Source organism: Pseudomonas sp. D8002 (assembly GCF_013385695.1).
GTDB lineage: Bacteria > Pseudomonadota > Gammaproteobacteria > Pseudomonadales > Pseudomonadaceae > Aquipseudomonas.
In genome coordinates this window covers 19,988-42,515 of the sequence record NZ_JACAPM010000068.1, presented here as the reverse complement: position 1 = coordinate 42,515, position 22,528 = coordinate 19,988, and the positions used below count along the sequence as shown (strand labels likewise).

Sequence of the window (22,528 nt, the reverse complement as noted above, 5' to 3'; positions counted from 1 at the left end):
CATCACTCGTTGAAATGGAGTTCTATCATGCCCAAGTCATCACCGTTGACCCTTGACCTGCCCAAGCCACAGTTGGTCGAAGCCGAGGGAGAGCCCCGGGTTGACCCGCTCCAGTTGCTGGAGGGGGCTACTGTCCGGGTGTTCTACGAAGGGATGCTCAGCACCGACAGTATTGCGTTGCGCTGGGAGTCGACACCGGGGGAATACGCGCCGATTGCCTCCCTGGATGGCGTCGAAGCAGGCTCGGTCGAGTTCCACGTACCCCCGTATTACGTAGGGCTGCGCATTGATAACTTCGCGCTGTTTTCCTATGTCGTTACCCGCGATGGCGAGGAACATCCTTCCCCCGTTGCCGACGTGTTCATCAAGTTGCCGTCCAATTTGCCGCAACTGCAGATCTTTCAAGCCTCAGGCGGTGTTCTGGACCTGTCCTTTTTGTGCGGTGAAGACCCGGTTCTGCATGTCGACGCCTGGCCGTTCATCGACCCGGTTCAAGTGGCTCAGGTCTATATCGGGGGGATTTACCCTGATGGGTCCAAGGCCAGTCTCTACCCTTATGAAGATGCACCGGTAACAGATGAGGACATGCGCCACGGTTGGACCCGAAAGTTGTCCCGTGCCGAGCTGGCCACGCTCAAGCATGACAGTGAGCTTTATATTGCGTTCTACGTTGAGTTTTTGCCGCGTGCGGATTCCAGGCCGGTGTATCGGCTGATTTCTGGTTTGGTGTTGACGTTGCTCATCGAGCCTCATTTGGATCTCGTAGCGCCCACGGTGGTGGAAGCCACGCAAATCACACCTGAAAATTTCGTATTGAATCCGGTCAATACCCAGGACGGTGCGACCATCCGGGTCAGCTATGAGCATATGTGCCCTTGCGACTGGGTTTGCGCCTTCTGGGAAGGGACTGCCGGGGCAGGCACTCCGGTAATCGAGTGCAAGCAGGCCGACAATCGGGACGTTGTTGATTTTAATGTGCCGGCGTCAGCCATCAGCGCCAATTTCAATAAGCAGGTGTCGGTCCGCTACACCGTCCGACGGGAAGGGCAAACCTGGTCGGCGCTGCCGCGACCGGTAAAAATCCTGAATATCTCCGGCCTGCCCAAGCCGCAGGTGGAACAGGCCACGGGCAGTACGCTGGACCTCAATACGTTCCAGGGGGACGCGCAACTGACGGTGGCGGCCTATGCCTACGGCGCCTTGGGGCAGCCCTGCTGGATGTGGGTAACCGGTGAGCGGGAAGATGGCGCGCCTTATCGCTTCGATGTGCTGGATGGCGAGCCGCTCTCCGAGCAATGGCTGCAGGAGGGCGTCAGTACGCTGCTGTCCCGGCGCGACCTGCAAAAACTGGCCGATTGCAGCCGCTTTGACGTGCATTTTGCGGTGAACTTCGATGGCCGGTCCGACAGGGCCAGCGCCGAGCCGTTTCCTGTGCTGCACCTGGATATTCATCAGGAAGACCTGGTCCTGAAACCCTTGACCATTCGGGAGGCCGTGGGCTCGCAGTTGACGGTATGGAATGGCCGTGATGGCGTGACGGCACGGGTGGAATATGACCACATCAGTGCTCATGACGAGATCAGCGTGTGTTGGACACAATCGGACGGTAGTTGCCTGCCGTTGCCACCCAAGCCGGGTAACACTGATCCGAAGTACGTTGACTTCACCATTCCCCGCGAGGCTGTAATCGCTGGAAGCGGCAAAACAGTGCCCGTCAGTTACAGCGTCGCGAGCGCATGCAAGCACGTCACGTCAGCTGACCTGGAGCTACAGATCAGTGTCCCGCAGCGCTTGCCTGCGCCAGAGGTGCCGCAGGCCACTCAATTGCCCGGTGGCCAGGGGACACTGGACTTGCGCACCTTTACCGGGGATGCCGAGATTACGCTGCAAGCCTGGTGGTTCATCCTGGCGGGGCAAAAGGGCTGGCTGGAATGTACGGGAACCTTGCTCGACGGGTCGTCCCATACCCTCAAGCTGCTGGTCAATGAGCCGATCACGCAAGAGCAGGCAAACCATGGGTTGTCGCACGTTCTGCCTCGTGAGGAACTGGAAAAGTTTCGCCACAGGTCCGTATTGAACATCGTGTTCAAGGTTACGGCGGACGGCAGCTCCCATGTGAGCGAAGCAATTGTGTTCCCTGTGCTGATGTTGCTGTTGCGCAAGCAGTACAGAGACCTGACGGATTTCAACGATCAGACCTTGGGTTTATGGACCGTAGGGTCAGGCGCACCCGATGCCAGGGATATCAGCATTGAATATATGGGGACGGGACCTGACGGCAAGCCCGATTACGCAGTCAGGAATTTCACATACACCAATAACAGTTTCGGCCCGATCCTGCAGCGGCGCTTCTTGGATTTGGAGAGCGGTTTTACTTACCGGTTTTCCGTACGGGTTCGACGGTACAGCGTTGCGTTCGCGACGCCCAAGTTATCGTTGCGCAAAGACTCCATTCAACAAACACCGGTGGAAGAGTTGGTTGACCTGAACTGGCACACACTGAGCTTCACCTTTACGCCAACCATCGCTCCCGTGCTGCTGGAAATCTATAGCCATGAAGGCGCTACGAGCGGCAACGATTGGTACATGGATGATTTCCTGGTAGAGGGGATTTAATCCGCGCTGAAAAGACAATGCCCGCTTCGATGCGGGCATTGTCTTTTCAGGCTAGGGCTGATTATTTCGGACCGAGAATCTTCACCAGCTTATCCGGCGACGGCGCTCCTTGCTGTTCGCCCTTGTCATCCAGATAGAAAATCACTCGTGCCACGACGTGCCACTCGTCGTGCGGCGTGGTTTTTGAGGTTGGAACTGTGAATTCTGACAGTAGATTCGGTTTCTTTTTCAGCATTTGATAAGGGCTCGCCAGTCGGACTGGTTTCAGTCCGTCATGAGGCGCTCTTCTCATGGAAAAGGAGTTTAGGTATGCCTGCCAAATCTGCAACCGCCATCGTTCCTGAGGTTACATTGGTTCAAGCTGTGGGACGAAGGCTGGATCCGCTTGATGCGATCGACGGCGCAACGCTTCGAGTTTGTTATGAAGGAATGAGTGAGGATGACCTCATTCGGGTGTTCTGGAAGAGCTTGCCAGGGGAAGAATATGCGCCTGAGCCCCTGCATGGTGTGACAGAGGGGTGTGTGGATTTTCATATCCCGCCCTATTACGTCGGGCTGCGTATCAATCGCTTTGCGCTGTTTCGTTGTGTGGTTACCCATAATGGCGAGGAGTTTTCCAGCAGTGAGAGCGATATTTATGTGACATTGCCGTTCAACGATCTTCCCCATCCTGACGTGCCTCAGGCGGTCGATGGGGTGTTGGACCTTACAGTATTGTGTGGGCAAGACCCGCAGGTGTATGTGACGCCTTGGGTGTTTATTGATCCGATTCAGTTCGTTTGGCTGGACCTCCATGGCACCCTGGCGGACGGGAGCGCCTTTACGCTTCGCCTGGTCAATCACGAGCAGGTGACAGAAGCCGAGGTGCATGAGGGATGGCGCAGAGCTTTACCCTTGGACAAACTGCGGGGGCTTAAACAGGGCAGTCAACTGACCCTGGTATTTATCGTGGCCTTTAACGGTCCGGAGGATGATGCATCCAGACTTTTTCCGAGTACCACATTGACGGTGCTCACTGAACCCCATTTGAATCTCGTGGCACCTACGCTGGTTGAAGCGACGCTGATTTCGCCTGAACACTATGCACTCAATCCGGTCAATGCCCAGGAGGGGGCTACCATCCGGGTCAGTTATGAGCAGATGTGCCCATGCGACTGGGTGTGTGCCTATTGGGAGGGCACGCCCGGGGCGGGTAGCCCGCAGCTGGAATGTAAAAATGCTGGCGATGAGGCGTTTGTGGAATTTCACGTGCCACCCTCGGCTATCAGCGCCAATTTCAATGAACAGGTCACGGTCCATTACACGGTCCAGCGGGAAGGTCAGACGTGGCCATCGCCTGAACGCCATGTGCAAATTCTCAATGTCAGCGAGTTGCCTGCACCGCAGGTTCTCCAGGCCACAGGCCATGTACTGGACCTCAATACCTTCCACGGTGACGCACAAGCCCTGGTGATTCCTTTCCCTTATCGTGCCTTGGGCCAGCCTTGCTGGTTATGGGCCACCGGTGAATTGGACGATGGCACGCCTTATCATTTTGATGTGCTGGAGGGGGAGCCGCTGGCCGAGGAGTGGTTGCACGACGGCGTCAGTGCGGTGCTGTCGCGGCATGAGCTGCAAAAACTGGCGGATTGCAGTGGGTTGAGCGTGCACTTTGCGGTGAACTTCAATGGCCAGGTTGATCTGGCCAGCGCTGAACGGTTCCCGGTGTTGCACTTGGAGCTTGAACAGGAAGCGCTGGTGCTCGACGCACCAAGGGTGCTGGAGGCAGTCGGCCAGGACCTGACGATTTGGAACGGTCGGGACGGTGTGACGGTGCGTGTGGAGTATGCACACATCAGCTCGGGGCAAATGATCAGCCTGGACTGGATTCGGTCGGACGGTACCCGCTTGCCGTTGGCGCCGGAGCCCGGCAACGGCGACCCGGGTTATGTGGATTTCCCAATCCCCCGTGAAGCGGTGATTCAAGGCGCCGGTAAAACGATCCAGATTAACTACACCGTCACCAGTGCCTGCAAGCGGGCACCCTCCAAAACGCTCAATTTGCGCATCAGTGTACCGGTGCGGCTGCCGGTGCCGGTAGTGCCCGAGGCCACGCCACCTGCGACCCAAAGCGGTATTCTGGACCTGCGGACATTCGCGGGAGATGCCCATATTACTGTGGAAAAATGGTGGTTTATCCTGGCGGGGCAGAGAGGTTGGCTACAAGTAGACGGCACAAGGGAAGATGGGAGCGCCTATGTCATCAGGGTGATGATGGCCGAACTGATTACCGAGGGGGATGTTGAGAACGGCCTGAGACGGGTTCTCCTGCGCTCCGAGTTGGAGCAGTTGCGTAACCTTACACCGTTGGTCGTGACATTCGGCTGCACGCCGGATGGCAGTCCCAGCCCGGGTCAGGAGATCGTCTTCCCAGTACTGAGTTTGGTTTTTACCAAGCCTATGAAAGATGTAACTGACTTTAACCCGAACCAGAAAGGCTGGAATAACTGGCAAAGAGGGGCGGGAGCAGCATCTCAGGGTGACCTGGTACTTAAAACCGGGGCAGTGCCGGGAGCAGCGTCGGGGTATTACTTGTTTGATTGGGGGAATACGTACACCAGTAACCCCGTTACACAGCGCGAAAAGCTTTTCAAACTCTACACTCAACTGCAGTCAGGCCGTATTTACAGGTTCAGTGCTTGGATACGTGACAATAGCGGCTCACCTCCAAAGCCTTCTATGGTGTTGGTGGCAAACGGGGCCGATATTACTTCGATCACCTCTCCTGGGTTGTCTTGGCAGTTGCTCCAAGGAACCTTTACTGCCACTTCAACGACAAGGCTCAGCGTTGATAATCGTCAGATGGGGAACCCCGGCAATGACTTCGATGTGACGTTACTGGTTGTGGAGGAGGTTTGATCTGCTTGGAATTGGTCGCTTGAAGGATACAGGCCTCCGGCTTTTGGGAGGCCTTTTCCAACAGTCTGCTTATTTCGGACCGAGAATCTTCACCAGCTTATCCGGCGACGGCGCTCCTTGCTGTTGCTGCAATCCACCCTTGTCATCCAGATAGAAAATTGCCGGCGTGGCCGACAACTCCAGCTCGTCCATCAGCTTCATATTCGAATCAAGCTTGGCCTGGATATCCGCCGGGATCTTTTCCAGCGCCTGCAACTTGCTGCCTTTACCGGCCGACTCATGGGCTTCCAAGGCCTGTTGCGGGTCCTTGGCGGCAAACAGCGCGGCCGACTTGCCCGGGCTGTCTTCACGGATAATCCCCACCATGATGTGCCGCAACTGTACCTTGCCCGACTTCACCCAAGGCCGCGCCTGCTCCCAGAACATATTGCAGTACGGGCAGTTCGGGTCGCTGAACAGGTACACGATGCGCGGCGCGTCCTTGTTGCCGTCCTGGATCCAGTTGCTGTGTTCCATCTTGGCCCAGACTTCCTTGGCCATCGGCGCATACACCAGTTTCTCCAGCGGCGCGGTGCTCAGGTCATTGCCATCGGCGTCGTACAGGTTGCCGGCAATCACGCTTTTGCCATCGGCAGTCAGGTACAGCGCCATGCCACGGTTCTGGTATTGCGCCGCGTAACCTGTGAGGCCGCTGGGCGCATCGAACTTGCCGATGATCTTGGCCCCCTTGGCTTCGATATTCTTGATCGGCGCCGGCCAGTCTTCGGCGTGGACCAGGCTGGCGGCCAGGGTCAGGGGCAGGAGTGTCAGCAGGTGGCGGAGGCGGAGCATGGCGAATTCCTTGTGGTGGCCGGCAAGGCCGGTTTGGCGGGGGTCGGCTCGAAGCGTTCCATGGCGCGGGCCAGGCTGGCCTGGGACAACTCGCCCAGGTGGCTGTTGATCAGGCGGCCGTCCGGTTGGTAGAACAGGGTCGTCGGCAAGGCCATGGAGCCGACGGCCTGGCCGAGGCGGCCGCTGGCGTCGAACAGCACGTTGTCCAGGTTCAGGCCCTGGGTCGCCAGGTAGGTGGCGACGCTTTGCATGCTTTCGGCCTGGTTGACGAACAGGAAGGTCACGTCCGGGCGCTGGCGCTGGGCACTTTCCAGTACCGGCATTTCGCGTCGGCACGGCGGGCACCAGGTGGCCCACAGGTTGATCACCAGCGGGCCGCCCTTGTAGTCGGCCAGTTGCACGGTTTCGCCATTGGCGTTGCGCAGGGCAATGTCCGGCAGGTGCGTGCCTTTTTCGTAGAGGGTCAGGGACAGGCTGGTCAAGGCCCAGAACGCCAGGCCGGTGATCACACCGGCGCTCAGTGGCTTGCGCAGCAGCGGGCGGCGCCAGCCGTAGATCAGCGCGCCGATGATCAGCACGATCACGCCGGGCCAGGCGAGAAAACCGCCGTCGCGCAGGTCGACGATTTGCAGCGGGTCATTCTGGTAGTACGACCAGTACATCAGCACGAAGCTGATGCGTGCGGCGAGCATGCCCAGCAGAAACAGGGTGAACAGCACCGACTCGGGGTTCTCGCCGCCGCGCTTGGCCACCCGCCAGCCCACCAGGGTGGCGAGGATCAACGCCGTGATCAGCAGCAAGTGATTCAGGGCGATGGCGAAGGTGCCGATGGTCAGTGTCAGCATCAGAGGGCTTCCCGGGCTTGGGTCCAGCGTTGCAGGAAGGCGGCGGCGTCGACTTCGCCGGTGATGCGCTGGGCGCGGCGCTCTTCACCGTCGGGGCCGATCCAGACGAAGCTCGGCGGGCCGGGGACCTTGTAGCGGCCCAGCAGCTCGCGGCTGGCGGCGTTGTCGGCGGTGACGTCGAGGCGCAGCAGGCGCACATCCTTGAGGGCGTCCAGTACCTCGGGTTTGCCGAACACCTGTTTTTCCATGATCTTGCACGACACGCACCAGTCGGCGTAGTAGTCCACCAGTACCCATTGGCCCTGGGCCTTGGCACTGTCGAGCTGGCTTTGCAGCACGGCCGGGTCGTTGATGGTCATGAAGGCTTCGTGGGCGCTGGGAGCACCGGCTACCCGCGAGCCGCTGTAGACCTTCAGCGGTTGCCACAGGTCGTCGCTGCCGCCGGCCGCGCCGATCACCAATACGCTGCCCCAGAGGCCCAACACCAGCGAACCGGCCCCGAACAGCATGGCGGTACGCCCGAAATCGCGGGCCAGGCGCCAGCCGCAGTAGGCCATGACCAGCGCCAGCACACCCCACAAGCCGAGCCACAGGGTTTCACCGACCACCGGGCGAATCATCAGCACGGCGGTGGCGAGGAACAGGAAGCCGAAGATGCCCTTGAGGATATTCATCCAGGTGCCAGGCTTGGGCAGGAAGCGGTTGCCCACGGTCACCAGCAGCAACAGCGGCACACCGATGCCGATGCCCATGGCAAACAGGATCAAGCCGCCGTGCAAGGCGTTGCCGCTTTGGGCGATGTACAGCAGCGCGCCGGCCAGGGGCGCAGTCATGCACGGGCCCACCAGCAAGCCGGACAGGGCGCCGAGCACGCCGGCGCCTACCAGGCTGCCGCCGCTTTGGTTGCGGCTGACGTTGTCCAGGCGATCGCGCAGGAAGGCCGGCAGTTGCAGTTCAAAGAAGCCGAACATCGGCAGGGCGAGGATCACGAACAACGCAGCGAAGCTGCCGAGGATCCACGGGGTTTGCAGCAGGGCGGCGAGGTTGCCGCCGAGCAGCGCAGCCAATACACCGAGCGCGGCATACACCAGCGCCATGCACACCACGTAGCTGGCGGCCAGGGCAAAGCCGCGCCGTGGGCTGGCGCCGCTGCCGACCACAAGGCCGGCGAGGATCGGCAACATCGGCAGGGAACACGGGGCAAAGGCCAGCAGCAGGCCCAGGCCGAAGAACACCAGCAGGCTCCAGCCCAGGCTGCGTTGTTGCAGGCCGCTCGCCAGGCTTTGGTCCTGGGCCTGGCCGGTGGCGGCGACGGCAGGGTTGCCGCCCAGGTCCACGGTGATCGATTGCGGCGGGTAGCACAGGCCGGCATCGGCGCAGCCTTGCCAGCCGAGCTTGACCTGGCCGGTGGCGCCAGCGGGAATCTTCACTTCCAGGCCCTGGCGATAGACTTGCTGCTCGCCGAAGAACTCGTCGCTGTGGGCTTCGCCCTGGGGCAACGTCGGCTTTTCAGCCAGGCCATCGAATTTCATGCGTTGCTGGTACAGGTAGTAACCGTCGGCAATCTGCCAATACAACTGGGTTTCGCCGGAGGCCAGACGCTCGGAGGTAAAGGTGAAGGCTTTGCCCACCGGGAGGAAGTCGGGTTTGGTCTCGAATGGATTGTTGCCAGGCGCGGCCTGGGCGAATCCAGCAAACACTACCAGCAGAAAGATAAACAGATGCCGCATGATCAAGCCTTAGTTCGAAGCAAGTGGGACACACAATGTGTGGCGTTGATTAACCGATGATTAACCGGGCTATCCTAGAAAGAAGCGATTATCCGGGATTCTTGGCGTTGGCGGCATAATGCACGCTTAATCCACTGCCTTTTTAATCACCCTCACATTTTGCAAAGGGTTCACCATGCACGTACTGGTCTGTGAAGACGACGAGCTGATCGCCAGCGGCATTGTTGCCGGGCTCAGCGCCCAGGGCCTGACGGTCGAGCGCGTCGGCACGGCTGCGGCTGCCCGGGCGATGCTCAAGGTGGCGGAATTCGACGTGATGGTACTCGACCTCGGCCTGCCGGATGAAGACGGCTTGAAGCTGTTGCAGCAACTGCGCAGCCAGGGCCTGGAGATTCCAGTGCTGATCCTGACCGCACGGGATTCGGTGACCAACCGCGTCGACGGCCTGCAGGCCGGTGCCGACGACTACCTGCTCAAGCCCTTCGACCTGCGCGAACTCGCCGCACGCCTGCACACCCTGTTGCGCCGGGTAGCCGGCCGCAGCGTCAACCTGATCGAGCACGGGCGCCTGACCTACAACCCCAGCAGCCGCGAAACGTTGCTGGGCGGTGAGTCGGTGGACCTGTCCCGCCGCGAGCAGGCGCTGTTGCAGGCCCTGTTGCAGAACCGCGGCCGGGTGCTCTCCAGCGAGCAGCTCAAGGACAGCGTCTACGGCCTGAACGATGAACTGGAAAGCAACGCCCTCAACGTGCACATCCACCACCTGCGGCGCAAACTCGGCAATGGCATCGTCGAAACCGTGCGCGGCCTGGGCTATCGCCTGGGCCCGGCTGACGGTGGAGAGGACGCTTCGTGATGAGCCTGCGCCTGCGGCTGACCTTCAAGCTCGGCGCAGCTTTCGTGCTGATCTGGGTCCTGGCCGCCGCGTGGATGCTCAACGACCTGCGCAACCAGATGATGTTTTCCCTCGACCAGCGCCTGGTGGCGTCGGCACGCATGGTGGCGGGCCTGATGGAGCAGATGCCCGGCCTTTCCAGCACGGGGGAGGGCGCGCACTTCAGCGCCGAACAATTGAACGTGCCAGGCGGTATGGCGTGCCAGGTCAGTTCCTTGCGCGGCGTGGTTTTGGCCCGCAGCCACACCACGCCGGACCAGGGCCTGGAGTCGCGCAAGAGCGGCTTTCGCGACCAGATGATTGATGGCGTGGGCTGGCGCAGCTTTACCCTGTCCCGTGGCGATTTGTTTATCACCACCGCCGACCGGCAGGTGGAGCGTGAAGCGTTGAACCTGTCGATCCTGCTGGCCGCCTCGGTGCCGGTGGGCGTGGCATTGTTGGGCTGCCTGTGCCTGTTGTGGCTGGGGATCGGCCAGAGCCTGTTGCCGCTCAACCGCATGCGTGACGCCTTGATGCGCCGCAGTGCCGACTCCCTCGAACCGTTGCAGATCAGCCCGCTGCCCAGCGAACTCAAGCCACTGCTCGACACCCAGAACCAGTTGCTGCAACGCATCGCCAAGACCATCGAACGCGAACGCCGCTTGACCGGTGACGCGGCCCACGAACTGCGCAGCCCGTTGACTGCGATCAAGACCCACCTGCAAGTGGCGCGCATGACCGAAGGCGCCGCCCGTGACCAGTCCCTGGCCCATGCTGAAGAGGGCGCCGACCGCTTGCACCGCACCCTTGAGCAGTTGCTGCTGCTGGCGCGGGTCGAAGGCAGCCTGTCGTTTGATGACGGCCTGCAATCGAGTGCCGAGCAAGTTGCGCAACTGGCGATCCAGGATGCCAACGGCGGCGACAATCAGCGTATTGACCTGATCCTGGCAGACGGTTTGTCCGAAAAACCTTTGGAAATGCCGGTGGGCCTGGCCGTCGCCGCCCTGCGCAACCTGCTGGACAACGCGTTGCGCCACACCCCGGCCGATACCCGGGTGGAGCTGAGTGTGTCCAGCGCTGGCGACAATGTGGTGTTCCGGGTGCGTGACCATGGCGCGCCGATTTCCAGCGAAGACTTGCAACACTTGACCCAGCGCTTCTGGCGCAACGGCAACAGCCCGGGTTGCGGCCTGGGGTTGGCGATCGTCCAGGCCATCGTGCAGCGCTGCTCGTGCTCCCTGAAATTCGACAGCCAGGCCGATGGCATGCGCGTCGACCTGGGCATGCCGTTGCGGCGCTGAAACCTTCTTTTCACAGCACACATAGCTACCGCCATCCTCAAGCGCAACGCTTCAGGATGGCGGTCATTTTTTTGTGTTTGAACCGGCTGAATGACTCGGCCTGTGTTGAAAAGGACAGCCCCTATGTTGGTTATCGATTCCACTTATCCCGCAAACGACTTCAATGAGCGCAATGGCCAGGCCGTGCGCCAGGTGATTGTGCATTACACCGCCGCGCCCTTTGCCTCGTCATTGCGTGCACTGACCCGCGACGGTTTCAGTGCCCACTACCTGTTGGCCGATCCCCATGACGCCAGCTACCGCGCCGCCGGCTATGACGAGTTGCGGGTATTTCGCCTGGTGGACGAAGCGCAACGCGCCTGGCACGCCGGCACCAGCCACTGGGCCGGGCGCGATAACCTCAACAGCCGCTCCATCGGCATTGAAATCGTCAACCAGGCCCGGGATGACGCCGGTGTGTTGACCTTCCCGGCGTATGGCGCAGAGCAGATTGACGTGTTGATCGCCTTGATTCGTGACATTCAGGTGCGTTACCCGGCGATCGGTCCTACCGACATCCTCGGGCATTCCGACATTGCCTATTGGCGCAAGAGCGACCCCGGCCCCCGCTTGCCATGGCGCTGCCTGTTCGAGGCGGGCGTGGGGGCCTGGTATGAAGAGGTGGCCAAGATGGCCTATCAACGTCGGTTCGACATCGGCCTGCCGCCAGAGGTTGAGGTGGAGCGGGCGTTCCAGCGCTACGGTTATGCCCCGGCGAAAAATCGCCTGGGTTTCCAGCAACGTGTCCGTGCGTTCCAGATGCATTTTCGGCCCTCTGACTACAGTGGGCGGCTGGATGCGCAGACCTGCGCGATCCTGTATGCGTTGAATGAAAAATACACCGGGGTGGCCGGGTAAATCCGCTAAAGCTGTTTTTAACGACCACAGGTGTAAATCCTCCCTTCGCTGATGCGTTTCCAGAACAGGAAATCCGTGCGCGGCCCTTGGGCCTGGCGCCAACGGGTGGGCAGTTTGGTCACCATCATCAGCGTATTGAGGGATCGAGAGATGTCAGTCGCTACCAGCCGTATCGAAGAGACCCAGGCGGTCCCTGCGGAAACGCTTTACCAGTTCGATGAAACCCCGCTGCTGGCCCGCCAGCGCCAGCAGGAATCCAATGCCCGCAGCTACCCACGGCGCATTCCCCTGGCGCTCAAGCGCGCCCGAGGGATCTATGTCGAGGACGTCGAAGGCCGCAGCTTTATCGATTGCCTGGCCGGTGCCGGCACCCTGGCGCTGGGGCACAACCACCCGGTGGTGATCGATGCCATTCGCCAGGTGCTGAGCGATGAATTGCCGTTGCACACCCTGGACCTGACCACGCCGGTCAAGGACCAATTCGTGCAGGACCTGTTCGGCCTGCTGCCGCCGGCGCTGGCGCAGGAAGCCAAGATCCAGTTCTGCGGCCCCACCGGCACCGATGCGGTGGAAGCCGCGCTGAAACTGGTGCGCACCGCCACCGGGCGGAGCACGGTGTTGTCATTCCAGGGCGGTTATCACGGCATGAGCCAAGGCGCCCTGAGCCTGATGGGCAGCCTGGGGCCGAAGAAGCCACTGGGCGCCTTGCTCGGCAATGGCGTGCAATTCCTGCCATTCCCGTACGACTACCGTTGCCCGTTCGGGCTGGGCGGCGCGGAAGGGGTCAAGGTCAACCTGCATTATCTGGAAAACCTGCTCAACGATCCCGAGGCCGGTGTATTGCTGCCGGCGGCGGTGATCGTCGAGGTGGTGCAAGGCGAGGGCGGCGTGATCCCGGCTGATCTCGACTGGCTGCGCGGCCTGCGGCGCATTACCGAGCAGGCTGGTGTGGCGTTGATTGTCGACGAAATCCAGAGCGGCTTTGGTCGCACCGGCAAGATGTTTGCCTTCGAACATGCCGGCATTGTCCCGGACGTGGTCGTGCTGTCCAAAGCCATCGGCGGCAGCCTGCCGCTGGCGGTGGTGGTGTATCGCGACTGGCTCGACACCTGGTTGCCGGGCGCCCATGCCGGGACCTTCCGTGGCAATCAGATGGCCATGGCGGCCGGCTCGGCGGTGATGCGTTACCTCAAGGACCACGACATTCCCGCCCACGCGGCCGCCATGGGCGAGCGCCTCGGTGAACACCTGCGCATCCTGCAGCGCGACTTCCCGCAGTTGGGAGACATTCGTGGCCGTGGGCTGATGCTCGGTGTGGAACTGGTGGACCCCGCCGGTGCGCCTGATGCCCAGGGCCACCCGCCGGTGCATCGCCAACTGGCGCCGCTGGTGCAGCGTGAATGCCTCAAGCGCGGGTTGATTCTCGAACTGGGCGGGCGACACGGCAGCGTCGTGCGTTTCCTGCCGCCGCTGGTGATTACTGCCGCAGAAATCGACCGTGTGGCCGAGATTTTTGGTCGCGCCCTGGCGGCGTCGGTCACCAGCCTCTAATTTTTTATCGGGCTGGCACGTTCCTTCTTACATCAGCTGTGCGTGGTGCGCAGCCAGCCTTACCCCGACGGAGAACAGCAATGACCTCAGTATTCGACCGCGAAGACATCCTGTTTCAGGTAGTGGTCAACCATGAAGAACAATATTCCATCTGGCCCGACTACAAGGCCGTGCCGGAAGGCTGGCGCACCGTGGGCAAGAGCGGGATGAAGAAAGAGTGCCTGGCCTACATCGAAGAAGTGTGGACCGACATGCGTCCGCTGAGCCTGCGCCAGAAGATGGATAGCCAGGCACTTGCCGGCTGACCCGGACCTCGGGCATAACACCGACTCAAATGTGGGAGCGGGCTTGCTCGCGAAGGCGTTGTTTCAGTCACCGTATGTGTTGACTGTCACACCGCATTCGCGAGCAAGCCCGCTCCCACATTTACTGTGTTTCGCCGGTGAGAGGCGCGTTACAGCGCCTTGATCACCTGATCCACATTGCCTTCCAGTTCCGCCACCGGGTCGGCGCCATCGGTGCCCAGCACCAGCAACTTCGCCCCGCCCGCCGTGACCGCCGCCTGCACTGCATCGCTTGGCTTGCGGTGATGCAGCACCACGGCCACCTCATTCTCCTTCAAGCCTTCGCTCAGTTGCTGCAACGCCTCGGGTGTCCACTCGGTATCCGCCCTTGCATCGGTGCTGACCAGCTCCAGGTTCAAGCCACTGACGAGATAACCAAAGTGATCGCTCAAGCTGGCCACCGTCAGGTTATCGGCCTTGGCCAGTCGCGCTTCGCTGTCGGCGGTGAGCTTGAGCAAGCGTTGCTTGAGCGCGGCCAGGTTGGCTTCGATCTGCGGCTTGGCCTCGGGTGCCAGGCGGCTCAGGTCGGCGGCCATCACATCGGCCATGCGCCCCATGTTGTTGCTGGCTTGCCACGGCTGGCTGTTCAGGCCGTCGGTGGCGCCCGGCTGCACGGCAATCCCCGGCAAGCCGCCGTCCACCGGGCGCGCGGCGTCGACTTCGACGATGCGGATATTGCTGCGCCGGGCCACCGGGTACAGCGGGTCGTCGGGCCACAGCGAGCGCAGGCCGATGGCTGCATCGGCGTCCAGCGCCAGGGTGTTCAGCGCCTGCGCACCGCGCCCGGTGAAATAGGCGACTTGCCGCGAGCCGGGCAGGTTGGCCGGTGCCGCGCGCTCAAGCTGCACATCAGTGCCTTTGAGCAACACCTGCGCCAAGCCATAGGTGATCGGCAAGGCGGCGAGGACTTTCACCGGTTTTGTCGCCTTGGCCTGGTTCAAGGCAGCATGGCCAACGCCTTGGTTGGCGGTGATCTGTAGTGGCTTGACGCCGTCGGCGGCGAATGCCGGTGTGGCGATGGCCAGGGCCAGAAGCAGTGGTCGAAACATCGGGCGCATTATCCAAGATTCCCTTTCAGGCTGGGGACCGTGCCGCGGGCGATGGCGGCGAAGGCGATACCGGCTACCAGGATGATCGCGGCACCGGACGGAATCGGCAGGTCGAAGATGATCGGCAGCAGGATCCCGCACAGGGTGCTGACGGTGGCGATCACCACCGAGATCCAGAAGAAGCCCTTGAGCGACTGGCTCAACAGGCGTGCGGCGGCCGCCGGAATCACCAGCAACGCACCCACCAGGATCGCGCCGATGACCTTGACCGCCGCCACGGTGATCAGGGTCACCAGGATCACGAACAGGTAGTCCAGGGTCTTCACCGCCACCCCGCGCACCGCTGCCAACTGCGGGTTGAAGCTGGCGAGCATGATGCGGTTGTACAGCGGCAGGGCCAGGGCCATCACCAATGCGCCGACAATCGCCAGCACCAGCAGGTCATTGCCGTTGACGGTCAGCACCGAGCCGAACAGCACGTTTTCGAGAATGTGCACGTTGATCTTGCCCGCCAGAATCAGCAGCAGGCTCGCGCCCAGGGCCAGGGACACCGAGAGGAATACACCGATCAGCGTGTCCGGCGCCAGGCCCGTGCGGTTGCGCAGGTAGTTGAGCAGGATCCCGAACAGCAGGCAGTAGCCGAACAGGCTGCCGTAAGGCCCGGTATACGGTTCCCCCAGCAGAATGCCCACGGCCACGCCGGTCAGTGCGGCATGGCCCACGGCTTCGGAAAAGAACGCAAAGCGCTTGACCACCACCAGGGTGCCCAAACCACCCAGCACCGGGCCGATCAGCAGGCCGGCGAGCAGGGCGTTGACTACAAATCCATAGGCCAGCGCTTCCGGCAGATACCCGGAAGACGCCCAGCCCTGGACCATCAGGCGAAAGGCTTCATAGCTCATAAGGCCGGGCTCCGTGGGTGGGTGGAGAACAGGGTCAGCAGGCGGTCCGGGGTCAGTGCCTCTTTCGGCGTGGCGTCGAACAGCACACGGCGGTTCAGGCCGGTGACGCGATCGGCCAGGCGGCCGACGGCTTCCAGGTCGTGTTCGATCCACAGCACGGTGATCCCGGCCTGGCGCCAGTCGTTCAGCAGCCGCTCGAACACCTGGATCCCGGCTTCGTCCAGCGCCGACATCGGTTCGTCCAGCACCAGCAATTGCGGTGCCGGGATCAAGCCCTGGGCCAACAGCACCCGCTGGCGTTCACCGCCAGACAGGGCACCCATGCGCCGCTTGCGCTTGTCCTGCATGCCGACCCGTTCCAGTGCATCGCCAATCGCGGCGGCGTAATGTTTGGACAGCCCGAGAAACGCCGGACGCCGCTGGCACATCGCGGCCATGAAATCGTCGACGGTCATCGGCAAGCCCCGGTCGAACTCCAGCGCCTGGGGCACGTAGCCGATGGTGCCGGGTGCATCCGGCCAATGCAGGCTCAACTGGCCCTGGTGCGGCGTTTGCCCCAGCAGGGTCTTGATCAGCGAGCTTTTGCCGCCGCCGTTGGGGCCCACCAGCGCATGGATGCTGCCGGGCTGCACCTGGAAACTCACTGCATCGAGGATCACCGTACGGCCCAGGGTCAGCGCGACGTTATCGAAGTCGAGGGTCGGGCCAACGCTGGCCACACTCAGGTGTTCAGCCGCCGTCATGCCCCGGACTCCTGAATCGCCCGCACCACGGTGTTGAGGTTGCCGGTCATTTCCACTTCGTATTTTTCCGCGCTGTAGTCGCCATAGGAAATATGCGACAGCGGGTACAGCTTCACCCCGGATTCACGCTGGATGGTGTCGACGTAGCTGGACGGGAAATCCATCTCCGAGAAGATCACTTTCACGTCCAGTTCCCGCAGTTGGTCGATGGTCTTCTTCAACTGGCTGGGGCTCGGCTCGATGCCGTGGGCCGGTTCCACCACGGCGGTGACTTCCAGGCCGAATTCCCGCAGCAGGTAGTCATATGCCGCGTGCACGGTGGCCACCCGCAGGTCGGGGTTGGGCGCGCTGGTGAGCTTGGCCAGGGCGTCGGCGCGCATCTGGCGCAGGCGCTTGCCGTAGGCGCGGGCGTTCTGGGTGTAGGTCTTGGCGTTGTCCGGGTCGAGCTTGCCCAGTTCCCGGGCAATGTTGTTCACCTGGGCAATCGAGGCGCTGATGGACAGGAAGGTGTGCGGGTTGACCACCTTGCCCGCACCGCGCGCAGCGTTGCCGGTGGCGGCCAGCAGCGGCACGTTGGCGTTGGCCTCGATCACCGGGATGTCCGGGCGCTCGCTGGTGGCGATCATGCGGTCGGCGAAATCGTCATGGCCGACGCCGTTGAGCACGATCACATCAAGGGTGCCGATGCGTTTGATGTCTTCGGCGCGGGGTTCGTAGGCATGGGGATTGAAACCGGCCGGGATCAGCGGGACAACTTCAGCCTTGTCGCCGACGATATTGGCGACGTAGCTGTAATACGGGTGCAGGGTGATGCCGATGCGCAGGCGCTTTGCCGGGTCGGCACTGGCGAACGGGGCCAGCAGCACGGTGATCAGGCCGACCAGCACCAGACGTAATAATGGAGATGAAATAGACATGGTCTTCTCTCGGCTGCAACGTGAATTCAGTGACGATGCTGGCGGGTGACACCGGCATCGAATTGCGCGACTACCTGCTGCCAGCCCGCGCTGATCAGCGCCTGGTCAGTGAGGTCGGTGGGGGCGGTGAGGTGGGCGCTGCGGTTGAGCCAGATATCCGGCTCGGCGCCGCGGATGCGCATCAACAGCGAACCGCTGAGGTCCGGCGTCTGGCTCAGGCCCAGATAGGCCGCGTCCAGCAACTGCCAGCGGTGGTCGCCACGGCTCACCGAACTGGCGTCCTGGGCGAAGGGCGCGAAGCCCTCTTCGGCCAGCTGTTCAGGCGTCGGCAGGGCGCTGTGTTCCTCCTGCAGCAAGTGGATTTCATCCAGGGTCACCCGCAGGTCGGCGTAGATGCCTTGCTCGGCGGCGCTGAGGTCGCGGCGGGCGTCCAGTTGGTGGCTGGGCACGGCGGCGATCTCCTGGCTTTCACCGCGCAAGGCCACCACCGTGCCGGCAACGGCGAGGATGATCAGGCACAACAGCAGGACATACAGGGTTTCGTGCCCGGCACCGGCCGGGCGCACGACTTGGGTTGTACGGCTCATTGGGGCTGGATATCCGCTTGGTCGATTTCCACCACGTGGCCGGGGCCGGCATCAAACAACACGTAGAACTCGGCGGAGGGTTTCTTGAAGGTCAGCTTCGAGTCTTCTCCCAGCTTGCCTGGCACCAGGATGGTCTCGTCGTAGCCGATCACATCCAGGGTCACGCCGGGGGCACCGCTGCCATCGGAGAAACCACCGGTGCACTGGATCTGCTCGCCGGCGATTTCCTTGCATTCGCACATCGGGTTGTGGGCGAGGGCGACGGTACTGAAACCGGCACTGAGGATCAGCGCGCCAACGGTGCGGGCCAGTTGCGGCAAAGTCATGGTTTAACTCCTCGTTTTTTCAGCCAGTCGATGGTGGCCGGCGATGCCTGGCTCAAGGGAATGGAGGCCTGGTGCATGGCGCCGTCCCAGCCTTCCATGGTGATCCACACTTCGGCGTCCAGCGGGGTGCGCTCAGGGATCGGCAACGCAGCGCCCATGCGGTATGGGGTGCCGAAGAAAATCACCCCGGCCGCCCGCAGGCTGCGGGGCTTGCCGATACGCAGGTAGGTCGCCTTGACCTGGTCGATGCACGTGGCACACAGGGCAGCGTTGAAGGATTTCATCGGGCCTGCCGGGTCCGGGCGCGGCGGCTCGTTGCGTAGTTCGGCGAGCTTCAGGCTCCAGGGGCCGACCTGTACTTCGCCGATCTCCCGTTCACCCAGGCCGCTGTCGCCGCGAAACAGTGCCGCGTCGGCAAAGTACTTGGGCATGAAGCCCAGGGGCACCAGCAACAGCAGGATATTGATGTGGAATCGCCATTTGAGCCAGAAGGCCCGCAGGGGCGAGGGGGGTTGAACCGTCATGGCCTTGTTCATGGGTTGGCCTCCGTGGTCTCAGCCTGCAAGGCCTGGGTTTTCGCCGGTTGACGGGCTGCCTTGGCTTCGCGTTTCAGCGCATTGAGGGTGGCCAGGGCCGTGCGTTTGGTCCAGATCAGCAAGCCGCTCAAGACCATCATGCTCAGCACCAGGCCGAAGAAGGCCCAGATCAGCTTGATCCAGATCCCGCCAAAGTCCCCGGTGTGCAACGGGCGCATGGATTCGGTGACGAACTCCAGGGCCGATCGGTCGGACAGCAGGTGCGAGGCGGCGATTTCGCCGTTGTACGGGTTGATTTCCGCGGTCTGGAACATCAGCGGGTACCAGCCACGCCCGCCGATGCGCAGGTGGCTGTAGGCGTTGCTGGGCAGGCTCACGAAGCTGGCCTCAAGCCCGGGAATGCGCTGGGTGGCGATGTTGATCGCCTCGTCCAGGGGAATCATGGGCGCCGGTACGCCCGGGGCGGACATCGGCACTTTGTCGCGGGCAATCGCCGGGACGATCGGCTCGCTGGAAATGGTGATCTGGTTATCACCCAGGATCGCCTGGATCAGGAACCAGGTGCCTGTGATGGAAATCACCGCGATAAACCAGATCGACCAGATGCCACTCAACCGGTGGAAGTCGCCCCAGAAAATCCGCGCACCGTGACGAATGCGCAGGGTCGGCCTGAAAAAACCTTTCCAGAAACGCTTGTAGACCACGAGGCCGGTGACCAGCGAGGCCAGCAGCGGCAAGCCCAGCAGCGAGACCAGGTACCAGCCCCAGCTGTAGCCATTGGTGAAAGGCACCAGCCACCAGCCATGCAGGGCACGGGTAAATTGCTGGAAGTTGAACGATGGGCTGATGCCCTGGATCACCCCGGTGTATGGGTTGACGTAGACCTCCAGCGAGCGCCCGTCGGGGTAGCTGAGGTCGGCGCTGAGGGCGAAGTGCGATTCGTCCGGGCGGCTCAGGGATTCGACGATCACCTGGGGTTCGGCGCGCTTGATGGCGCCGATCACCTGGTCGTAGGTGAGCGGTTCGGCATTGTCCGACGGCTTGCTGGCGCGGATGTCCGGGTTGGCCAGCCAGACGATCTCCTGGCTGACCACCGCCAGGGTGCCGGTGACGCAGACGATCAGCACAAAGAACCAGATGGGCAATGCCAGCCAGCTGTGCACGAGAAACCAGAGTTTTGAGCGTGACTTCTTCGACATGTGAATGAGGGTCTTGATCGGAGGGAGGCGGTAAAGGCCCGGAAAACGCCACCCGTAGCTTTTGCTGACGCGAGCGGCTGTATCTAAGTTAAGACGGATGAGAAACACAAAACCCTAAGGCGGATATGAAAGTAAATGTTTCAGATACGCATTCATGCAACACGAAACATGTTCCGAGCCATCACCAAGGCGGGATTGATGGGGCGGGGGCGCTGCCTATGATGGGGTCATACCGTTGAGCGAGCCCCATAATGACTTCTGCCAGAACCCTCTACGACAAACACATCGATTCCCACACGGTGTGCCGCCTGGATGACCAGGGCCATGTGCTGCTGTACATCGACCGCCAGGTGATCAATGAATACACCAGCCCGCAAGCTTTCAGCGGCTTGCGCGAGGCGGGCCGTGGTGTGTGGCGGCCCGGTACGGCGCTGGCGGTGGTCGACCATGTGAACCCCACCACGCCCAAGCGCATCGCGACCATGCCGGATGCGGGCGGCGCGCGCCAGGTGTCGTACCTGGCGGAAAACTGCCGGGATTTCGGGATCGAGCTGTTGGATATCCTCGACAAGCGCCAGGGCATCGAACATGTGATCGCCCCGGAACAGGGTTTTATCCTGCCGGGCATGGTGATCGCCGCCGGCGACAGCCACACCACCACCTACGGTGCCTTGGGCGCGTTCGGCTTTGGCATTGGCACTTCGGAAATCGAGCATTTGCTGGCCTCGCAAACCCTGGTCTACAAGCGTCTGAAAAGCCTGCGTGTGACCGTGGACGGCGAACTGGCCCGTGGGCTGACCTCCAAGGACGTGATCATGGCGCTGATCGGCAAGATCGGCGCTTCGGGAGCCACCGGCTACGCCATTGAGTTTTGTGGGTCGACCATCGATGCCTTGAGCGTCGAGGCGCGCATGACCATTTGCAACATGGCGGTGGAAGCCGGCGCACGTGGAGCGTTCATGGCGCCGGATGAAAAAGTCTTCGCCTACCTCAAGGGCAAGCCACGCGCGCCGACGGGCGAGTTGTGGGAACGCGCCCTGGTGGGCTGGCGCCAACTGCACTCGGATGCCGACGCGGTGTTCGACCTCGAAGTGCAGCTGGATGCCAGCGCCCTTGAGCCGATGGTCACCTGGGGCACCAGCCCCGACCAGGCCGCCCCCATCGGCGCCCGCGTGCCGGACCCGCAAGACATCAGCGACCTGATCCTGCGCCAGGACATGCGCCGCGCCTTGAACTACATGGGCCTGGAAGCCGGCATGCCGTTGAGCGACATTGTGATCAGCCACGCGTTTATCGGCTCCTGCACCAACGCCCGTATCGAAGACCTGCGCGACGCCGCCAGCGTGGTGCGCGGCAAGCACGTGGCCGACCATGTGCGGGCGATGATCGTGCCGGGCTCCACCGAAGTGCGTGACCAGGCCGAAGCCGAAGGCCTTGCCGCGATCTTTATCGACGCCGGGTTTGAATGGCGCCAGTCGGGCTGCTCGATGTGCCTGGCGATGAACGACGACGTGCTGGAGCCGGGCGACCGCTGCGCTTCCAGCACCAACCGCAATTTCGAAGGCCGCCAGGGCGCGGGTGCCCGCACGCACCTGATGAGCCCGGCCATGGTCGCCGCTGCGGCCATCACTGGCCGGCTGACGGATATTCGCCACTTTGGAGACCGCACATGAGCTTGCAACCCTTCACTCGGATCACCGGCAAGGCGGCGCCGATGCTGGCGGCCAATATCGACACCGACGTGATCATGCCCAAGCAGTTTCTCAAGGGCATCGACCGCAACGGGCTGGACCGCGGGTTGTTCTTTGATTTGCGCTTTTTGCCCTCGGGTGAGCCTGACCCGCAGTTTGTGCTGAACCAGCCGGCCTGGCAGGGCGCGAGCTTTATGGTAGTGGGGCCGAACTTCGGCTGTGGTTCCAGCCGGGAGCATGCGGTGTGGGGCCTGAAGCAGATGGGCATTCGCGCGTTGATCGGCAGCAGCTTTGCGGGGATTTTCTATGACAACTGCCAGCGTAACGGGGTGTTGTTGATCACGCTGGAGGAGGCGGTGTTGCAGCGGTTGGGGCAGATGGTGAGTCAGCCTGAGCAGGCGCAGATCAGTGTGGACCTGGAGGCGCAGGAGATTCTTTTGGCGGACGGGCAGGTGATTGCGTTCCAGATCGATACGTTGCGCAAGACTGCGTTGTTGTTGGGGTTGGATGCTATTGGCACGACGTTGCAGCGCAGTGAGCAGATCAAGGCGTTTGAGCGGGAGCATTTGGCGGCCAATCCCTGGCTCGGGTGATGGGGCTGTAGTTGCAGGTTGGCTGCTGCGCACTGCCTGCGTTCGGCTTCGGGCTGGATGGGGCAGTCAGATCAAAATCAAGAGCACAGCGGCCTCCC

The 22,528-nt window shown here is 62.0% G+C and carries 20 protein-coding genes and 1 pseudogene; 9 read left to right on the top strand and 12 right to left on the bottom strand.

The annotated features are described in order from the left end of the window. Positions 1-27: 27 nt before the first annotated feature. Positions 28-2,616, top strand: coding sequence for a hypothetical protein (locus HX807_RS30840; RefSeq protein WP_177052115.1), 2,589 nt, complete (start codon positions 28-30; stop codon positions 2,614-2,616). Between the two features lie 61 nt (positions 2,617-2,677). On the opposite strand, the pseudogene HX807_RS30835 reads toward HX807_RS30840, so the two are convergent. After that, a pseudogene (locus HX807_RS30835) lies at positions 2,678-2,758 on the bottom strand (thiol:disulfide interchange protein DsbG); the annotation flags it as partial. A gap of 167 nt (positions 2,759-2,925) precedes the next feature. On the opposite strand from HX807_RS30835, the gene HX807_RS30830 reads away from it, so the two are divergent. After that, positions 2,926-5,514: a hypothetical protein gene (locus HX807_RS30830; RefSeq protein ID WP_102605700.1), complete on the top strand. Its 2,589-nt coding sequence runs from the start codon at positions 2,926-2,928 to the stop codon at positions 5,512-5,514. Positions 5,515-5,583: 69 nt separating this feature from the next. On the opposite strand, the gene dsbG is transcribed toward HX807_RS30830, so the two are convergent. Genes dsbG through dsbD form a run of 3 tightly spaced genes read right to left on the bottom strand, consistent with a single transcriptional unit; the run spans position 5,584 to position 8,920 of the window. After that, positions 5,584-6,345 carry a thiol:disulfide interchange protein DsbG gene (gene dsbG, locus HX807_RS30825; protein WP_003209017.1) on the bottom strand — a complete coding sequence of 254 codons (762 nt, stop codon included), beginning with the start codon at positions 6,343-6,345 and terminating at the stop codon, positions 5,584-5,586. Then, a complete protein-coding gene (locus tag HX807_RS30820) occupies positions 6,321-7,190 on the bottom strand; it encodes a TlpA disulfide reductase family protein (protein WP_008431675.1) in 870 nt (289 codons plus the stop codon). Before HX807_RS30820 ends, dsbG begins: the two co-directional genes overlap by 25 nt. After that, positions 7,190-8,920 carry a protein-disulfide reductase DsbD gene (gene dsbD / locus HX807_RS30815; protein WP_023659271.1) on the bottom strand — a complete coding sequence of 577 codons (1,731 nt, stop codon included), beginning with the start codon at positions 8,918-8,920 and terminating at the stop codon, positions 7,190-7,192. The genes HX807_RS30820 and dsbD overlap by 1 nt, the downstream gene beginning before the upstream one ends. Positions 8,921-9,095: 175 nt before the next feature. On the opposite strand from dsbD, the gene HX807_RS30810 reads away from it, so the two are divergent. From HX807_RS30810 to HX807_RS30790, 5 genes are all read left to right on the top strand, one after another. After that, entirely contained in the window at positions 9,096-9,776 is a 681-nt protein-coding gene (locus HX807_RS30810) for a response regulator (RefSeq protein ID WP_003209011.1), read from the top strand. Beyond that, the gene (locus HX807_RS30805; protein ID WP_008431673.1) at positions 9,776-11,095 is read left to right on the top strand and encodes an ATP-binding protein; all 1,320 of its coding nucleotides are present in this window, start codon (positions 9,776-9,778) and stop codon (positions 11,093-11,095) included. Before HX807_RS30810 ends, HX807_RS30805 begins: the two co-directional genes overlap by 1 nt. A gap of 123 nt (positions 11,096-11,218) precedes the next feature. Next, positions 11,219-11,992, top strand: coding sequence for an N-acetylmuramoyl-L-alanine amidase (locus HX807_RS30800; RefSeq protein WP_003209007.1), 774 nt, complete (start codon positions 11,219-11,221; stop codon positions 11,990-11,992). Between the two features lie 150 nt (positions 11,993-12,142). After that, a complete protein-coding gene (locus HX807_RS30795; RefSeq protein WP_087695097.1) occupies positions 12,143-13,543 on the top strand; it encodes an aspartate aminotransferase family protein in 1,401 nt (466 codons plus the stop codon). A gap of 80 nt (positions 13,544-13,623) precedes the next feature. Next, on the top strand, positions 13,624-13,848 hold the full coding sequence (locus tag HX807_RS30790; protein ID WP_003209001.1) for an MbtH family protein: 225 nt from the start codon (positions 13,624-13,626) through the stop codon (positions 13,846-13,848). A 149-nt stretch (positions 13,849-13,997) separates the two neighbouring features. On the opposite strand, the gene HX807_RS30785 is transcribed toward HX807_RS30790, so the two are convergent. Genes HX807_RS30785 through HX807_RS30750 form a run of 8 tightly spaced genes read right to left on the bottom strand, consistent with a single transcriptional unit; the run spans position 13,998 to position 20,146 of the window. Beyond that, positions 13,998-14,945, bottom strand: a complete 948-nt coding sequence (locus tag HX807_RS30785) for a metal ABC transporter solute-binding protein, Zn/Mn family (RefSeq protein WP_003208999.1) — start codon at positions 14,943-14,945, stop codon at positions 13,998-14,000. Further along, entirely contained in the window at positions 14,945-15,838 is an 894-nt protein-coding gene (locus HX807_RS30780) for a metal ABC transporter permease (protein WP_177052113.1), read from the bottom strand. The genes HX807_RS30785 and HX807_RS30780 overlap by 1 nt, the downstream gene beginning before the upstream one ends. Continuing rightward, positions 15,835-16,581, bottom strand: a complete 747-nt coding sequence (locus HX807_RS30775) for a metal ABC transporter ATP-binding protein (protein WP_102369603.1) — start codon at positions 16,579-16,581, stop codon at positions 15,835-15,837. The genes HX807_RS30780 and HX807_RS30775 overlap by 4 nt, the downstream gene beginning before the upstream one ends. Next, positions 16,578-17,498, bottom strand: a complete 921-nt coding sequence (locus HX807_RS30770; protein ID WP_023659272.1) for a metal ABC transporter substrate-binding protein — start codon at positions 17,496-17,498, stop codon at positions 16,578-16,580. Before HX807_RS30770 ends, HX807_RS30775 begins: the two co-directional genes overlap by 4 nt. Before the next feature lie 26 nt (positions 17,499-17,524). Then, positions 17,525-18,085 carry a DUF6162 family protein gene (locus HX807_RS30765; RefSeq protein ID WP_102605703.1) on the bottom strand — a complete coding sequence of 187 codons (561 nt, stop codon included), beginning with the start codon at positions 18,083-18,085 and terminating at the stop codon, positions 17,525-17,527. After that, the gene (locus tag HX807_RS30760) at positions 18,082-18,411 is read right to left on the bottom strand and encodes a hypothetical protein (protein WP_003208992.1); all 330 of its coding nucleotides are present in this window, start codon (positions 18,409-18,411) and stop codon (positions 18,082-18,084) included. The genes HX807_RS30765 and HX807_RS30760 overlap by 4 nt, the downstream gene beginning before the upstream one ends. After that, entirely contained in the window at positions 18,408-18,947 is a 540-nt protein-coding gene (locus HX807_RS30755) for a hypothetical protein (RefSeq protein ID WP_008431660.1), read from the bottom strand. The genes HX807_RS30760 and HX807_RS30755 overlap by 4 nt, the downstream gene beginning before the upstream one ends. After that, a complete protein-coding gene (locus tag HX807_RS30750; protein ID WP_177036844.1) occupies positions 18,944-20,146 on the bottom strand; it encodes a PepSY domain-containing protein in 1,203 nt (400 codons plus the stop codon). Before HX807_RS30750 ends, HX807_RS30755 begins: the two co-directional genes overlap by 4 nt. Before the next feature lie 251 nt (positions 20,147-20,397). On the opposite strand from HX807_RS30750, the gene leuC reads away from it, so the two are divergent. Both leuC and leuD read left to right on the top strand, forming a co-directional pair. Next, positions 20,398-21,819 carry a 3-isopropylmalate dehydratase large subunit gene (leuC, locus tag HX807_RS30745; RefSeq protein ID WP_177052110.1) on the top strand — a complete coding sequence of 474 codons (1,422 nt, stop codon included), beginning with the start codon at positions 20,398-20,400 and terminating at the stop codon, positions 21,817-21,819. Then, complete coding sequence (gene leuD, locus HX807_RS30740; RefSeq protein ID WP_003208984.1) at positions 21,816-22,430, top strand: 3-isopropylmalate dehydratase small subunit; 615 nt, start codon at positions 21,816-21,818, stop codon at positions 22,428-22,430. The genes leuC and leuD overlap by 4 nt, the downstream gene beginning before the upstream one ends. Positions 22,431-22,528: the final 98 nt, after the last annotated feature.

Excerpts from the sequence above, each read along its gene's own strand:
- HX807_RS30840 (WP_177052115.1), top strand. The coding sequence starts at position 28 with ATGCCCAAGTCATCACCGTTGACCCTTGACCTGCCCAAGCCACAGTTG.
- HX807_RS30830 (WP_102605700.1), top strand. The coding sequence starts at position 2,926 with ATGCCTGCCAAATCTGCAACCGCCATCGTTCCTGAGGTTACATTGGTT.
- dsbG (WP_003209017.1), bottom strand. The coding sequence starts at position 6,345 with ATGCTCCGCCTCCGCCACCTGCTGACACTCCTGCCCCTGACCCTGGCC.
- HX807_RS30820 (WP_008431675.1), bottom strand. The coding sequence starts at position 7,190 with ATGCTGACACTGACCATCGGCACCTTCGCCATCGCCCTGAATCACTTG.
- dsbD (WP_023659271.1), bottom strand. The coding sequence starts at position 8,920 with ATGCGGCATCTGTTTATCTTTCTGCTGGTAGTGTTTGCTGGATTCGCC.
- HX807_RS30810 (WP_003209011.1), top strand. The coding sequence starts at position 9,096 with ATGCACGTACTGGTCTGTGAAGACGACGAGCTGATCGCCAGCGGCATT.
- HX807_RS30805 (WP_008431673.1), top strand. The coding sequence starts at position 9,776 with ATGAGCCTGCGCCTGCGGCTGACCTTCAAGCTCGGCGCAGCTTTCGTG.
- HX807_RS30800 (WP_003209007.1), top strand. The coding sequence starts at position 11,219 with ATGTTGGTTATCGATTCCACTTATCCCGCAAACGACTTCAATGAGCGC.
- HX807_RS30795 (WP_087695097.1), top strand. The coding sequence starts at position 12,143 with ATGTCAGTCGCTACCAGCCGTATCGAAGAGACCCAGGCGGTCCCTGCG.
- HX807_RS30790 (WP_003209001.1), top strand. The coding sequence starts at position 13,624 with ATGACCTCAGTATTCGACCGCGAAGACATCCTGTTTCAGGTAGTGGTC.
- HX807_RS30785 (WP_003208999.1), bottom strand. The coding sequence starts at position 14,945 with ATGCGCCCGATGTTTCGACCACTGCTTCTGGCCCTGGCCATCGCCACA.
- HX807_RS30780 (WP_177052113.1), bottom strand. The coding sequence starts at position 15,838 with ATGAGCTATGAAGCCTTTCGCCTGATGGTCCAGGGCTGGGCGTCTTCC.
- HX807_RS30775 (WP_102369603.1), bottom strand. The coding sequence starts at position 16,581 with ATGACGGCGGCTGAACACCTGAGTGTGGCCAGCGTTGGCCCGACCCTC.
- HX807_RS30770 (WP_023659272.1), bottom strand. The coding sequence starts at position 17,498 with ATGTCTATTTCATCTCCATTATTACGTCTGGTGCTGGTCGGCCTGATC.
- HX807_RS30765 (WP_102605703.1), bottom strand. The coding sequence starts at position 18,085 with ATGAGCCGTACAACCCAAGTCGTGCGCCCGGCCGGTGCCGGGCACGAA.
- HX807_RS30760 (WP_003208992.1), bottom strand. The coding sequence starts at position 18,411 with ATGACTTTGCCGCAACTGGCCCGCACCGTTGGCGCGCTGATCCTCAGT.
- HX807_RS30755 (WP_008431660.1), bottom strand. The coding sequence starts at position 18,947 with ATGAACAAGGCCATGACGGTTCAACCCCCCTCGCCCCTGCGGGCCTTC.
- HX807_RS30750 (WP_177036844.1), bottom strand. The coding sequence starts at position 20,146 with ATGTCGAAGAAGTCACGCTCAAAACTCTGGTTTCTCGTGCACAGCTGG.
- leuC (WP_177052110.1), top strand. The coding sequence starts at position 20,398 with ATGACTTCTGCCAGAACCCTCTACGACAAACACATCGATTCCCACACG.
- leuD (WP_003208984.1), top strand. The coding sequence starts at position 21,816 with ATGAGCTTGCAACCCTTCACTCGGATCACCGGCAAGGCGGCGCCGATG.